This is a genomic window from Mesorhizobium sp. M6A.T.Ce.TU.002.03.1.1 (genome assembly GCF_003997275.1).
Lineage (GTDB): Bacteria > Pseudomonadota > Alphaproteobacteria > Rhizobiales > Rhizobiaceae > Mesorhizobium > Mesorhizobium mediterraneum.
Map to the genome: position 1 here is coordinate 68,873 of NZ_RZTI01000001.1, position 14,425 is coordinate 83,297.

Consider the following 14,425-nt stretch of genomic DNA (forward strand, 5'->3'; position numbering starts at 1 on the left):
CTGTATTCTTGATTTGGGGAGCGACAGCTCGCGCTTCGGCCGAGCCGGGGAACGCGGTCTAACCCATGAAGCTCGAAAGGGGAACCGTCTTTCGGAAAAGATCAGTCCTTCCGGAAGACGAGCCTTCCGAGCCAGCCGGTCAGCATGGCCAGCGACACGGCGAAGATGCCGTAGAGGAAGGAATAGTCGTGGGCCACGCGGAAGATCGACTGTTCGAAACCGGACTTGCGGATTTCGAGCTGGGCGGAGCTTTCCTTGATGAACAAGCCGCTCTTGAACAGGAACGCACGGGCCTTGTGGGTGCCGACCGGAACATTGGGGGCGAGCCTGACGGTGGCACGGAACAGGTTCTGCGACAGGAACTGCACGCCGCCGACATTCTCGCTGTAGAGGCCGGTCGCCGTTTTGCGCTCGCGCAGCGCCGCGGTGAATTCCTCGATCGTCGCCGGGCTGTCGTCGTCGTCGGCCGGTTGCATATAGAGGTTGGCGGCGCCGAGCGACAGTTGCTTGTAGCTGTTGGGGTCGGTGACGTCCTGCAGCGGTCGCGTCGTCGCCACCGAATAGGACACCGGCACATTCTCGAAGGTTTCGGACTCCAGATTGATCCAGATGCCGAGCACCCGGTCCTTGCGGCGCACGACGACCGGCCGGGCCGGCCCTTCCAGCACGACGATGATGTCGTAGCGACCTTGGCGCGCGACAAGCGGGTCGGCATTTTCCAATGAGCCGAAGATGGTGAGGTCGGCACCGGAAAAGCCGGCGGTGATCGAGACATGATCGGTGGACAGGCCGATCTGGATGTTTTCGGCAGCTGGCGTCTGCGCTTCTCCCGGTGACACGGCGGCGAACAGCGACAGCGAGGCAACGGCCAAGAACGCCCTCAAGCCGGCCATCAGGTCAGACCCACGCCGGACAGGGAATAGAGGTTGGGCGGTGTCACGAACAGATCGATGGCGAGCCGGATGGCGACCGCCAGCACCAGCAGTGCCAGCAGCGCCCTGAGCTGCTCGCCACGCAGCCTTTGGCCAGCCTTGGCGCCATATTGCGCGCCGGCGACGCCGCCCGCCATCAACAGGAAGGCGAGCATGACGTCGACCGTCTGGTTGGTGGTGGCATGGACCAGCGTGGTGTAGGCCGAGGTGAAGATGATCTGGAACAGCGAGGTGCCGATGACGACGTTGGTAGGCACTTTCAAGAGATAGATCAGCGCCGGAACCATGATGAAGCCGCCGCCGACGCCCATGATCGACGACAGGAAGCCGATGCCGGCGCCGAGGCCGAGCACTGGGATAACGCTGACGAAAAGCTTCGAGGCCCTGAACCGCATCTTCAGCGGCAAGCGGTGGATCCAGTTGTGCTGGCCGGATTTCTTCAGCACCGGCGCGGCACCACTGCGGGTGGCGCGCAGCGCATTGACGCTCTCGACCAGCATCAGCCCGCCGACGGTGCCAAGCAGCACGACGTAGAGTAGCGAGATGAACAGGTCGAGCTGGCCGAGCCGGCGCAAGAAGCCAAAGACAAAGATGCCGCCGGTTGAGCCGACGATACCGCCTGCCAAAAGCACTCCGCCAAGCTTGAAGTCGAGCGTGCCGCGCTTCACGTGCGACAATGCGCCGGAGAAGGAGGAGGCGATGACCTGGTTGGCGCCGGTGGCGACCGCGATCGCCGGTGGTATGTTGTAGAAGATCAGAAGCGGCGTGATGAGGAAGCCGCCGCCCACTCCGAACATGCCCGATAGAAAGCCCACCGCCGCGCCCATGGCCAGCAGCACGAAGACGTTGACGGAAATTTCCGCGATCGGGAGATAGATGCCCACCCGTCAGTCTCGATCAGTTTGCCTCTCGGCGAATGCAACCGTTGCGGGCATTTTTGCGCCAAAAAGCTAAATTGTTCTTGCGCCGGCAGGACGGCGAAGTCAAACCCCGCCGTGCAGCCGAAACAAAAAACAACTCAATCAGTTAACAGGCAAATGTGTGGCAAAGGCATCGTGTAAACGACGCATCTGCCGTTATTTGCGCGCAAGCAGCGCCTTGACCAGCTTTTCGTCGACCGTGCCGGTCGCCGTCATGTCGTTGTCGGTCTGGAAAGCCATGATGGCGTTCTTGGTCTTCAGGCCCATCAAGCCATCGGGGTTGCCGGCTTCATAGCCATTCTTGTTGAGAATGCGCTGGATGTTCTGAACGGCCTTCTTCATGTCGACGCTGGCGGTCGTCTGCGGCGTACCGTCCTGCCACGATTCAGGAATGTCGGCCGAATTTGCCGCCGGATCGAGCGGTTTCGCCTTCCACATTTCGGTGGCGGCGCGTGCGCGTTCGAGCTGCTCGGGCCTGAGCGCCTTGGCGATCTCATCGCGCTTTGCCGCCGCATCCTTGTCGCCGGTCTTGGCGACGAGCGCGAACCATTTGTAGGATTCCTCGAGATTCTGTTTCATGCCGACGCCCTTCGCCGCCAGGATGCCGAGATTGAACTGGCTGTCCTTGACGCCGAGATCGGCGGCGGCCTGGAACCAGTGCGCGGCCGATTCATTGTCGGTCACGCCGTCGGCCGCCATGGCAAAGAGCACGGCGAGATTGTGCATGGCGCTGGCGTTGCCCTGCTCCGCCGCGAGCTGGTACCAGGTCTTCGCCTTCTTGACGTCGCGCGCGACGCCGGTGCCCTTCTCATAGAAGTTGCCAATGCGGTATTCCGCCGGTGCGAAGCCGAGCTCGGCGGCCTTCTCATACCATTTGGCGGCCGCTGCCATGTCTTGCTTGACGCCGCTCGATTCGGCGTAGCGCGAGCCGATCTCGAACAACGCTTTGGCATCGCCGCCGGCCGCTGCGTCACGCAATGCAGCCGGACCGGCATCGGCCGGGATGTCGATCTTGGCAGTGGCTGCCGCAATCGAAGCATCTGCGGGCGTAACCGTGCCGGTCATGTCCTGGGTCGCCGGCGTGGCGGCCAGCTCTGTGGCCTTTGGCTCGGTGTCCGCAGCTGCCGGGCCCTCAGGTGCCGACGCTGTCGCGTCCGCCGCCGGATCGGGCGACGCCGTTGAAGCCATGGCAGGGTCGGGTTCGGCCTCGGGTGCGGTGTCCATCGGCGTTCCGGCGTCCGACGGCGCGGCGAGGGTGGTCTGTGCCGGCATGTCGTTCTCGGTTACCGATTCGGACGGCTCTGCCTGCCGGACGGCGCGGGCCGGCGCGCTGTCCGGCGCTGCAGTTTGCGCGTCCGTCGTTGGCTCGCTGGCGGCACCGACCGACGCGGCTTCCGCTGGCTGCGCGGCCACGGTCGACGCCGCATCGTTGCTGGCTATTTCGACGGGGTCGGAGAAAAAGGCCTTGCCCAGTTGCAGGCCGGCGAGCGCCAGCATGATTGCAGCGGCCGCCATCAGGATCGGCTTGCGCCGCGCCTTGAGCAGGTCGCCGATCCTGAGCGCCTTCACCGGGCCACGCGTCGTCGACTGCCGCTTGAGAGCCTCGGCCTCGGCAGCGGCGGCTTGCGCCGCGCGTCTGGCTGCTGCGATGAAGTCGGATTTCGATGCATCGGCATTGCCGGCCCTGACCGGCGGTCCGCGTTCGTCGCGCACGCGTTTCATGATGGCGTTGAGGTCGGGTGGCCCGGAGCCGGGCTCCAGCGGCCGGTTGGCAACCTTCGGATCCAGTGGCTCGTCGAGATCGGCGCTCGGTATCTCGACATCAGGCGCCGAGCCGGCAAGCGGTGGAACATCCGCCTCCTTCTTGCCCTTGAAGGCGCGCGCCAGTCCGCCGAGCATCGACCTCCGGCCGCCGGTCTGCTCGCTTTTCTCCGTCGTCGTGTCCGAACCAAGCGCCGCCATGGCCGCGGCCGCAGCGGCTTCGGCTGGCGTGCGGGTGCCTGGTTCGCTACGCGAACCTGGCTCATTGCGCATGACGGCAGGTGCACGGCTGTCGAGGTCGGCCATGTCCCCGGTCAGCGGCAATGGCTGGTCGATGTCCATGGACGGCGCGTCCCGAACGGCCATCTTTGACGATCGCGCGCCGCGCCAGCTGTCCGGTTCGATCGGTTTCGTGCTGAGAAGTTCGCTCACCGCGTCGGTCGGCTCGCCGGTCTCCAGTGAGCCCAGTCGGTCGACGATCTTGAGCAGCGTGTCGTGGATGGCCTCGAAGGTCCTCGAATTGCGCTCGTCGGAACGGCGCGTCAGTGCTTCGAGCGTCTTCAGATCCTGGGCGAGGCCAGAAACGGCCGCCGTATTGGCACTGGAGTCGGCAAGCGAACGGACAGCGCTCTCGGCTGCCTCGCGCGCCGCGCTAAGGATGGAATCGCGGGTTCCAGCCAGCGACTTCTCGATTTCGTTGAGACGCGGGCTGATGTCTTCGAATTCCGGCAATGGCGTGCCGGGCTTCGAAAGATGCGCCGACAGGCCCGCGACCTGCGCTTCCAGGCTGCGGATCAGGGCCGGGTCGATGCCAGCGACTTGTGCCGCGGATGAATCCAGCCGGCTTGAAATGTCTTCGAGGCGGCTTTCCAGGCCACGGATCGCCGCTTCGCCTGCGGAATCGGGAACACGCGTCTCCATGCGTTTGGCCAGCGCGCTGAAGCGGGCGTCGATGGCATCCATGATGCCGGCCCCATCGATCTGCGGCATGCGCTGGTCCAGCCTGTCGGCGACTTCGTCCAGCCGGCGCTCGAGATCGCGAAACAGCATGTTGCCTTGTTCGATCGCGTCTCCCTGGCGGCGCTCCATCATGCCGGACAGCACGTCGAAACGCTGTTCCAGCCCCTGGAAGATGTAATCGGCGTCCGGCATGGCAGGCGCCCTGTCGATCTTCTCGGCAATGAGCGCGATCTGCTTGTCGAGGCGCTCCATCGCCTGCTCCGGCAGATTGGCCCGGCCGGCAAGATCGTCGACCCGGCTCGACAGCATGTTGAGGCGGTCGATGACCTCGCCACTGGGGTGCACCTGCGTGACTTCCTCGATCTGCTGGGCAAGCGAGGCGATCCGCCTCTCGATGCGCTCGAAGGGCTCGGGGTCGAATGAATTGGCCTGCGCGGCGACGGTTGAGGCAACGATAGCGCGGGAAATCTCATCCAGCCGCTCGTCGATCATACCGAATGTGCCGCTGCCGCGATTGTCCTGCTGCCTGGCGAAATGATCGACGGCGCCGGCAAGCGTGCGGACCTTCTCTTCAAGCGACCGCAGCGACAGCGATTCCGGCAAATTGTTGACGGCATTGCTGATCTGTTCGAGCCGGTCGGTCAGCATTGAAAGACCGGGTGCGTCCGACCGCTTGCGCTGATCGGCATCGACACGATCCTCGAACGCGGTCCAGCGGCGGTCGAAATCGTCCCAGCGGCGGCCGACCGCCTGCACGCTCTCCTCGCGCGCCAGCGTGTCGAGCGCGGCCTTGACCTGCTCCAGCTCGAGCCGGAGCATGTTGACGCTTCTGTCGTCGCTCTTTTCGGCCAGGGTCTGGATGGCGCCGGAAAGCCGTTCGAACTCGACGCCGAGTTCGGCGCTGCCTTTGCCGGAGCCCCCCGGCTGAGCGCTTGCTTGGAAAGCCCGCTCGATGTCCTTGCGCAGCGCTTCGAATTCGCGCTGCAGGCCGGCGGTCATCTGGTGGCGCAGTTCCTCGCGCAGGCCGCGCAATTCGCCGGCGATCTTGCCGACCACGGCGACGCCGTCTTCTTGGCCGCGCACGCGGTCGATGTCGCGGGCGATCGCGTGGTAATTCTGGTCGAAGGCAGCCGGTGCTTGGCTTTTCGGCGGCTGCGCGGGGCGCGGATCATCATAAGGCCGGGCGCTGGCATAGCGCGGCTCCGCGCTCGGCCGGCGAGGATCGGGACGCTCGCTCATGTCCTCGCGCGTCCGCTCCAGCCGCTGCTCCAGCGTTTCCAAGGAACGGTTGAGCTGTTCAAGCGTGGTGTGCGGCCTGCGCTGCCTGCCGGCGTTGAGTGTATCGAGATAGGACCGCTTGCTGTTCATCGATGCGCCCGTTCAGAATTACTGGTCCGTCTAATTGCTGGCCTATGACCAGTTTCCCAAGTCTGCCGGAAACGAAGGCGGCCGCGCGGCTCTGCTGCGGTGGAAGACGAGCTTCCCGGGTTTCACCCGCGCTCCGAAAAACCGTGAAAAATTCGCTACAGGATAAACACGGGTAACCGACATGCGCACATTTCGCCCAACGTGGTAAACAACGCGTTAATCAAGCTTAAGAAGTTGCAACGTTGTGTTGGCGGGCCGCCTAAAGCCGGAGTGATGCTCTGGCGGATGCGGCAAAAAGTTCCTCCCGCACAACGCCCTTGCTTCGTGAGGCGGCTATCGGTATAGAATTGACGTAAACGTAAAGGTGCACAGACCGTGCCGTTTGCGATTTGTTTGTTGAAACCACGACTGGAAGCACGCCCCCGCTTCCACTCAGGCGACGCTTGGTCCGGGACCGCGGCGCCACCAGATGGGGAAAGCCAGTGACCATGAAACTTGTTTCGCCCGGCGAAGCCGCGGCCAATACCAATGACATGTCTGACAAAGCCGGTGAGGATCTTGTCCGCATCGGCGAGATGGCCAAGAAATACGGAGTAACGTTGCGCACGTTACGTTTCTACGAGGACAAGGGCCTTCTCAATCCGCAGCGCGACGGCTCGACCCGTCTCTACACGCGCCGCGACAAGGCGCGGCTGAAGCTGATCCTGCTCGGCCGCAAGGTCGGGTTCTCACTGCGCGACGTCAAGCAAATGATGGACCTCTACGACCCGACCGGCTCCAACACCAAGCAGTTGCGGCTGGCGCTCGACAAGTCGGAGAAGCAGCTTGCCCGTCTGCAGAAGCAGCGGGCGCTGATCGATGATGCCATCAACGAGTTGAGCAACTCGATGGCGGCGGTGCGCCAGATGCTGAGCGAACGTTCGGCGCCGCAGGCCAGCGTCGCCGGGTAATTCGGCCTCACCGGCTTCCGGTGAGCCGCCCTTCTGAGAATGAAAGCCGCGTGGCCTTGGCCGCGCGGCTCTTTCCGTTGTCTTCCGGCTGCGGCGGGAAGAAGACATTTCAATCTGTTCCGCACTGGCTTCAACGGCATAGCGCCCCTAACCTCACGGGAGGGAAAATTTATCGTATCAAAAAATTGACGTTTACGCAAACGTCAACTTTTGCTATCTCGATCTGAACGTTGGTCCGATGCTGTCCCTGACTTCATTTTGGGGCTTGATTTCGGGACCAAGCCGCATGGTGGAGGAAGAGCATGCCGATCTACAGGGCGCCGGTCCAGGACACGCTGTTTGTGCTGAACGAGGTACTGGGCTACCAACGCTATTCCAATCTTCCCGGATTTTCTGACGCGACGCCGGATGTGGTTGAGGCCATCCTCACCGAGGGCGCCAAGCTCGCCGAAAACGTCATGCAGCCACTGAACCGCGTCGGCGACGTGGAAGGTTGCGTGCGCTATGACGATGGCTCGGTGACGACGCCGAAAGGCTTCAAGGAGGCCTTCGACCAGTATCGCGAAGGCGGCTGGATGGGGTTGGCGGCACCCGTCGAATTTGGTGGCCAGGGTCTGCCTTACGCGGTGCATACCGCTGTTTCCGAATATATGGTTTCGGCCAACATGTCGCTGATGATGTATCCGGGCCTGACGCAGGGCGCGATCGCGGCGATCATCACCCATGGCACCGACGAGCAGAAGGCGACATGGCTGCCGAAGCTGGTCGAGGGCACCTGGACCGGCACCATGAACCTGACCGAGCCGCATTGCGGCACCGATCTCGGCCTGTTGCGCACCAAGGCGGTTCCCAACGGCGACGGCAGCTACAGGATTTCAGGCCAGAAGATCTTCATCTCGGCCGGCGAGCACGACATGTCGGACAACATCGTCCACCTCGTGCTGGCCCGCATCGAGGGCGCGCCGGAAGGCGTGAAAGGCATCTCGCTGTTCATCGTGCCGAAGCTCAAGCTCGATGCGTCAGGCAATCCGGGTGAGAAGAACACCGTCTCTTGCGGCTCGATCGAGGAGAAGATGGGCATTCATGGCAATTCGACCTGCGTCATGAACTATGACGAGGCGCAAGGCGTGTTGCTCGGCGAGGCCAATGGCGGGCTGAAGGCCATGTTCACGATGATGAACGAGGCCCGGCTCGGCGTCGGCCTGCAGGGGCTTTCGCTGTCGGAGGTCGCCTACCAGAACGCTGTGTCCTATGCCAAGGATCGCCTGCAGGGCCGCTCGCTGTCCGGGCCGAAGGCGCCGGACAAGAAGGCCGATCCGATCATCGTCCATCCTGACATCCGCCGCAGCCTGATGACCATGAAAGCCTTCAACGAAGCCGGTCGCGCGCTGGCGCTGTGGACGGCGATCAAGTCGGACATCGCCCACCGCTCCGACGACGACAAGGACCGCCAGGCTGCCGACGACTACACCGGCCTGATGACGCCGGTGGTCAAGGGCGTGCTCACCGACAAGGGCTTCGACCACGCGGTGATGGCGCAGCAAGTGTTCGGCGGCCATGGCTATATCGAAGAGCACGGCATGAGCCAGTTCGTGCGCGATGCCCGCATCGCCATGATTTACGAGGGCGCCAACGGCATCCAGGCGCTCGACCTCGTCGGCCGCAAGCTGGCCTTGAATGGCGGCCGCGCGGTACAGGCCTTCTTCAAGGAGGTCGGCGAGTTCTGCGAGGAGAATCGCACAGATGAGAAGATGGCGCCTTTCACCAAGGCGCTGAAGAAGGGCCACAACGATCTGCAGGCGGCGACGATGTGGCTGATGCAGAACGGCATGGCCAGGCCCGACAACGCCGGTGCCGCCTCGACCGACTACATGCATCTCTTCGGCCTCGTGGCGCTGGGCTACATGTGGGCGCAGATGGCGAAGGCCGCCGGCGCGAAGCTGGCGAACGGCGCCAACGGTGCTTCGTCTTTCTACGACAGCAAGCTGGTGACGGCGCGCTTCTTCATGGAGCGGATCATGCCGGAGACGTCGGCGCACCTCGCTCGCATCTCCAGCGGCGCCGAGACATTGATGGCACTGCCGGCGGAAGCGTTCTAAGCTCGACAGCGTCGGCACAGCCGACCTTTGACCTGTCGATACGCGGAGGAAATCGTGGCGACAAATCCTGCCGAAATCCTCGGCCTCCCTAAACCCGCCTGGGCGGCGGATGAGGTCGGCATGCTCTACGACATGGCGCACCGTTTCATGTCGGAAGAGATCGCGCCGCGCTATGACGAGTTCGAGAAGAACGAGATGGTCGACCGCGAGTGCTGGCTGAAGGCAGGCGCGGCCGGTCTGCTCTGTGCCTCGATGCCGGAGGAATATAGCGGTTCGGGCGGGACATTCGCGCATGAGAGCGCCATCATCGAGGCGATCGGCCATGTCGGCGTCGACGGTTTCGGCATCGGCCTGCACAATTCGATCGTCGCCCCTTACATCCTCCACTACGGCTCGGAGGAGCAGAAGAAGAAGTGGCTGCCGAAACTGGCGACCGGCGAGTTGATCGGCGCCATCGCCATGACCGAGCCCGGCGCTGGCTCCGACCTGCAAGGCGTCAAGACGCGTGCCGAGAAGGATGGCAACCATTACAAGGTCAACGGCTCGAAGACCTTCATCACCAATGGCCAGCTCGCCAACTTCATCATCGTCGTCACCAAGACCGATCCGGAGAAGGGCGCTAAGGGCACTTCGCTGATCGTTGTCGAGACCGACGAGGTGGAAGGGTTCGAGCGCGGCCGCAACCTCGACAAGATCGGTTTGAAGGCCAACGACACGTCGGAACTGTTCTTCAACGATATGCGCGTGCCGACCTCAAATCTGCTCGGCCACGAGGAAGGCCAAGGCTTCGTCCAACTGATGCAGCAATTGCCGCAGGAGCGGCTGCAGATCGGCACCGGCGCCATCGCCATGGTCGAGCGGGCGCTGGCGCTGACAATCGACTACGTCAAGGAGCGCAAGGCCTTCGGCAAGGCGATCATCGATTTCCAGAACACCCAGTTCAAGCTGGCCGAACTGAAGACCGAGGCGACCATCGGCCGCGTCTTCTACAATGACTGCGTCGCTCGCCACATCAATGGCGGCCTCGACCCGGTGACGGCCTCAATGGCCAAATACTGGCTGTCCGACTTGCAAGGAAAAGTCGTCGACGAATGCCTTCAATTGCATGGCGGCTATGGCTACATGAACGAATACCCGATCGCCCGCATGTTCCGCGACGCCCGCGTTCAGCGCATCTACGGCGGCACCAACGAGATCATGAAATTGCTGATCGGGCGCTCTCTCTGAGCGACTTTTCAGCAAACCCAAGGAGCAGGAAAATGGCCGAAGCTTATGTCTATGACGCCGTGCGCACGCCGCGCGGCAGGGGCAAGAAGGATGGCTCGCTGCACGAAGTGCCGGCGGTGCGGCTCGGCGCCAAGGTGCTCGAGGCGATCCGTGACCGCAATGGACTGGACACCGGCACCGTCGACGACATCATCTTCGGCTGCGTCGATCCGGTCGGCGAGGCGGGTTCTGTCATTCCGCGTGCCGCAGCCTTCGAAGCCGGCTATGCGACCACGGCGCCCGGCATGCAGATCTCGCGCTTCTGCGCCTCGGGCCTGGACGCCATCAACTTCGGCGCCGCCAAGATCGCACAAGGCGCCGATGAGATCGTCATCGCCGGCGGCGTCGAATCGATGTCGCGCGTCGGCATGGGCGCATCCGGCGGCGCCTGGTTCATGGACCCTTCGGTTGGCCTGCCGGGCTGGTTCGTTCCGCAAGGCATCTCGGCCGATCTGATCGCCACCAAATACGGCTTTTCGCGTGATGACGTCGACGCCTATGCGGTCGAGAGCCAGAAGCGTGCCGCCAAAGCCTGGGGCGAAGGCCGCTTCAAGAATTCGGTGATCTCGATCAAAGACCAGAACGGGCTGACCATCCTCGACCATGACGAGCATATGCGGCCTTCGACCGACATGCAGTCGCTGGCGGCACTCAACCCGTCCTTCGTCATGCCCGGCGAAATGGGCGGCTTCGATGCCGTCGCGGTGCAGAAGCATCCCGAGGTGGAAGAGGTCAACCACGTCCACCACGCCGGCAATTCGTCCGGCATCGTCGACGGCGCGGCGGCCGTTCTGCTCGGCTCGAAGAAGGCCGGAAAGACGCTCGGCCTGAAGCCGCGCGCACGCATTCGTGCATTCGCCAATATCGGCTCGGAACCGGTGCTGATGCTGACCGGTCCGGTCGACGTGACCGAAAAACTGCTGAAGCGCGCCAAAATGAAGCTGTCGGACATCGATCTGTTCGAGCTTAACGAGGCTTTCGCCTCAGTGGTGCTGCGCTACATGCAGGCGTTCGACATTTCGCACGACAGGATCAACGTCAATGGCGGCGCCATCGCCATGGGCCATCCGCTCGGCGCCACAGGCGCGATGATCTTCGGCACCGTACTGGACGAACTGGAGCGCCGGAACCTGAACACCGCGCTGGTGACGCTTTGCATCGGCGCAGGCATGGGCACCGCAACGATCATCGAACGCGTCTGACGGGAGAGACCGATGAGCTACACCAATTTCACCCTCGACATCGACGCAGACGGCATCGCGCTGATCACCTGGGATATGCCCGACCGCTCAATGAACGTCTTCACCGAAGAGGCGATGCTGGAACTGAACGCCATCGTCGACAAGGTGGCGAGCGATGCGGCGATAAAGGGGGCGGTCATCACCTCCGGCAAAGACACGTTTTCCGGCGGCGCCGATATCACCATGCTGCAGAAGATGCTGACGACCTTCGCCGCCGAAAAGGGCAAGGACGTCGAAAAGGCGACCAAGGCGCTGTTCGACAATGCCGGCTACATGACCGGCCTGTTCCGCAAGCTGGAGACTTCGGGCAAGCCGTGGGTTTCGGCGATCAACGGCACCTGCATGGGCGGCGCATTCGAATTGTCTCTCGCTTGCCATGGCCGTGTCGCGGCCGATTCCGACAAGGTGAGGATGGCGCTCCCCGAAGTGAAGATCGGCATCTTCCCGGGTGCCGGCGGCACCCAGCGCGTGCCGCGGCTGACCGACCAGCAGCAGGCGCTGCAGATGCTCACTTCCGGCCAGACGCTGTCGCCCCAGAAGGCCAAGTCGATGGGCCTGATCCACGAGATCGCCGAGCCGCAAAAGCTGGTTGAGACCGCCAAGGCCATGATCAAAAATGGCTTGAAGCCGGTGGCGCCGTGGGACGAGAAGGGCTTCAAGCTGCCTGGCGGCCCGATCTATTCGGTGGCTGGAGCCAATCTGTGGCCGCCGGCAATCGCCATCCTGCGTCGCGAGACCTATGGCAATTATCCTGCCGCCGCGGCCATTCTGAAATGTGTCTATGAAGGCCTGCTGGTGCCGTTCGACACCGCCTTGCGCATCGAGCAGCGCTATTTCACCGAGATCATGCAGACTAAGGAAGCTGCGGCGATGATCCGCTCGCTGTTCGTCTCGCTGCAGGAGCTGAACAAGGGTGCCCGCCGCCCGGCCGATGTGCCGGAAACCAAATTCAAGAAGATCGGCGTGCTCGGCGCTGGTTTCATGGGCGCCGGCATCGCCTATGTCACCGCCAAGGCCGGCATTCCGGTGGTGCTGCTCGACCGCGACATGGAAGCGGCCGCCAAGGGCAAGGCGCATTCAGACAGCCTGATCTCGGATCAGGTCAGGAAGGGCCGCGCCAAGCCAGAGGACAAGGACAGACTGCTGTCGCTGATCACGCCGACGGCGGATTATGCCGACCTCGCCGGCTGCGATCTGATCGTGGAAGCGGTGTTCGAGGATTCGGGCGTCAAGAAGGACGCCACCGAAAAGGCGGAGGCCGTGCTGAAGCCGTCGGCGGTCTTCGCGTCGAATACGTCCACCATCCCGATCACCTCGCTGGCGAAGAATTCGGCGCGGCCGAAGAATTTCATCGGCATCCATTTCTTCTCGCCGGTCGACAAGATGATGCTGGTCGAGATCATTTTGGGCAAGAAGACGGGCGACAAGGCACTGGCCACCGCGATCGACTTCGTCCGCGCCATCAAGAAGACGCCGATCGTCGTCAATGACACGCGCGGCTTCTACGTCAACCGCTGCGTGCTGCGCTATATGTCGGAAGCCTACAAGATGCTGATCGAAGGCGTCCCGGCGCCGATGATCGAGAATGCGGCGAAGGCCGCCGGCATGCCGGTCGGCCCTTTGGCGCTCACGGACGAAACGGCGATCGATCTCGCGCAGAAGATCATGAAGCAGACCATGCGCGATCTCGGCGAAAAGGCGGTCGATCCGAAGCAGATGGCGCTGATCAACACGCTGGTCGATACGCATGGCCGCTTCGGCCGCAAGAACGGCAAGGGTTTTTACGACTATCCGCAAAAGCCAGCCAAGAAGAAGCTGTGGCCTGGTCTCAGAGATCTCTACCCGCAGCTTGCGCCGGAAAAGGTCGACTATGAGGAGCTGAAGCAGCGGCTGCTGGTCACCATCGCGCTGGAAGCGGCACGGGTGATGGAGGAGGGCATCGTCACCGATCCGCGCGAAGCAGATGTCGGCTCGATCCTCGCCTTCGGCTTCGCGCCTTTCACCGGCGGCGTGCTGTCCTACATCGACGGCATCGGTGCCAAGAAATTCGTCAAGATCGCCAAGGGTCTGCAGAAGAAATACGGAGCCGAGTTCAAAGCGCCCAAGCTCCTGCTCGACATGGCGGAGAAGGGCGAGACCTTCTACCAGCGCTTCGATCCCTACGCGAAAGGCGAGGTGAAGAAGGCAGCCTGACGCCGCCTTCGGTGGTGGACAAAATCACGGCCACCGGTTAGAACGAGGAAGGTATTTTTTCCTGTTCTGAAGGAGAGCAAAACGTGCTCTCGCATGATCGCGTATGGGCCGCCATCGACGCTCTCGCCGAGCGCTATTCGCTTTCGGCCTCGGGGCTGGCGAAGCGCGCGGGCCTCGATTCGACCGCCTTCAACAAGTCGAAGCGGCTGTCCTCAGACGGGCGGCCGCGCTGGCCGTCGACCGAATCGCTGGCCAAGATCATCGAGGCGACGGGCGCCTCGCTCGACGAATTTACGGGACTGGTCGAAGGGCGGGACAAGCTCGGTCCCGGATCCCTGCCCGCGCAGAGGTCTTCCGTGCCGCTGCTCGGCTTCGCCCAGGCCGGCGCCGGCGGCTTCTTCGACGATGCCGGCTTTCCGGCGGGGCAGGGCTGGGACTTGATCGAGCTTCCGGCACAGGCGACCGAAACCTCCTATGCGCTGCAGGTTCAGGGCGATTCCATGCTGCCGCTCTACCGCAATGGCGACGTGCTGATCGTCGAGCCGGGCGCTGCCACCCGCAAGGGCGACCGGGTCGTCGTCAAGACCAATGCCGGCGAGGTGATGGCCAAGGTGCTGGACCGTCAGACGGCGAAGTCGATCATGCTGGTCTCGCTCAATCCCGATCACCCGGACCGCGACATCCCCATGCGCGATGTCGAATGGGTGGCGCGGATTGTCTGGGCAAGCCAGTAGG

General features: G+C 63.2%; 9 protein-coding genes. 6 read left to right on the top strand and 3 right to left on the bottom strand.

Annotated features, from left to right (window positions below):
- Positions 1 to 101 precede the first annotated feature (101 nt).
- The 3 genes from EOC93_RS00345 to EOC93_RS00355 form a co-directional block, all read right to left on the bottom strand.
- Positions 102 to 893: a TIGR02186 family protein gene (locus EOC93_RS00345; RefSeq protein ID WP_095487957.1), complete on the bottom strand. Its 792-nt coding sequence runs from the start codon at positions 891 to 893 to the stop codon at positions 102 to 104.
- On the bottom strand, positions 893 to 1,816 hold the full coding sequence (locus EOC93_RS00350; RefSeq protein WP_095487959.1) for a sulfite exporter TauE/SafE family protein: 924 nt from the start codon (positions 1,814 to 1,816) through the stop codon (positions 893 to 895). Before EOC93_RS00350 ends, EOC93_RS00345 begins: the two co-directional genes overlap by 1 nt.
- Before the next feature lie 192 nt (positions 1,817 to 2,008).
- Positions 2,009 to 5,941: a peptidoglycan-binding protein gene (locus EOC93_RS00355; protein ID WP_127203562.1), complete on the bottom strand. Its 3,933-nt coding sequence runs from the start codon at positions 5,939 to 5,941 to the stop codon at positions 2,009 to 2,011.
- Positions 5,942 to 6,429: 488 nt separating this feature from the next.
- Between EOC93_RS00355 and EOC93_RS00360 the strand changes: the two genes are divergently transcribed.
- The 6 genes from EOC93_RS00360 to EOC93_RS00385 all read left to right on the top strand — a co-directional run bounded on the left by EOC93_RS00360 (position 6,430) and on the right by EOC93_RS00385 (position 14,424).
- Complete coding sequence (locus EOC93_RS00360; protein WP_095487963.1) at positions 6,430 to 6,891, top strand: MerR family DNA-binding transcriptional regulator; 462 nt, start codon at positions 6,430 to 6,432, stop codon at positions 6,889 to 6,891.
- Between the two features lie 302 nt (positions 6,892 to 7,193).
- Positions 7,194 to 8,990, top strand: coding sequence for an acyl-CoA dehydrogenase (locus EOC93_RS00365; protein ID WP_127203563.1), 1,797 nt, complete (start codon positions 7,194 to 7,196; stop codon positions 8,988 to 8,990).
- A gap of 54 nt (positions 8,991 to 9,044) precedes the next feature.
- The gene (locus EOC93_RS00370) at positions 9,045 to 10,217 is read left to right on the top strand and encodes an acyl-CoA dehydrogenase family protein (protein WP_095487967.1); all 1,173 of its coding nucleotides are present in this window, start codon (positions 9,045 to 9,047) and stop codon (positions 10,215 to 10,217) included.
- Between the two features lie 32 nt (positions 10,218 to 10,249).
- Positions 10,250 to 11,458, top strand: a complete 1,209-nt coding sequence (locus EOC93_RS00375; RefSeq protein ID WP_127203564.1) for an acetyl-CoA C-acetyltransferase — start codon at positions 10,250 to 10,252, stop codon at positions 11,456 to 11,458.
- Between the two features lie 12 nt (positions 11,459 to 11,470).
- Complete coding sequence (locus EOC93_RS00380) at positions 11,471 to 13,690, top strand: 3-hydroxyacyl-CoA dehydrogenase NAD-binding domain-containing protein (RefSeq protein WP_127203565.1); 2,220 nt, start codon at positions 11,471 to 11,473, stop codon at positions 13,688 to 13,690.
- Positions 13,691 to 13,773: 83 nt separating this feature from the next.
- The gene (locus EOC93_RS00385) at positions 13,774 to 14,424 is read left to right on the top strand and encodes a helix-turn-helix transcriptional regulator (protein ID WP_126103710.1); all 651 of its coding nucleotides are present in this window, start codon (positions 13,774 to 13,776) and stop codon (positions 14,422 to 14,424) included.
- The last annotated feature ends 1 nt before the right edge of the window (position 14,425 follow it).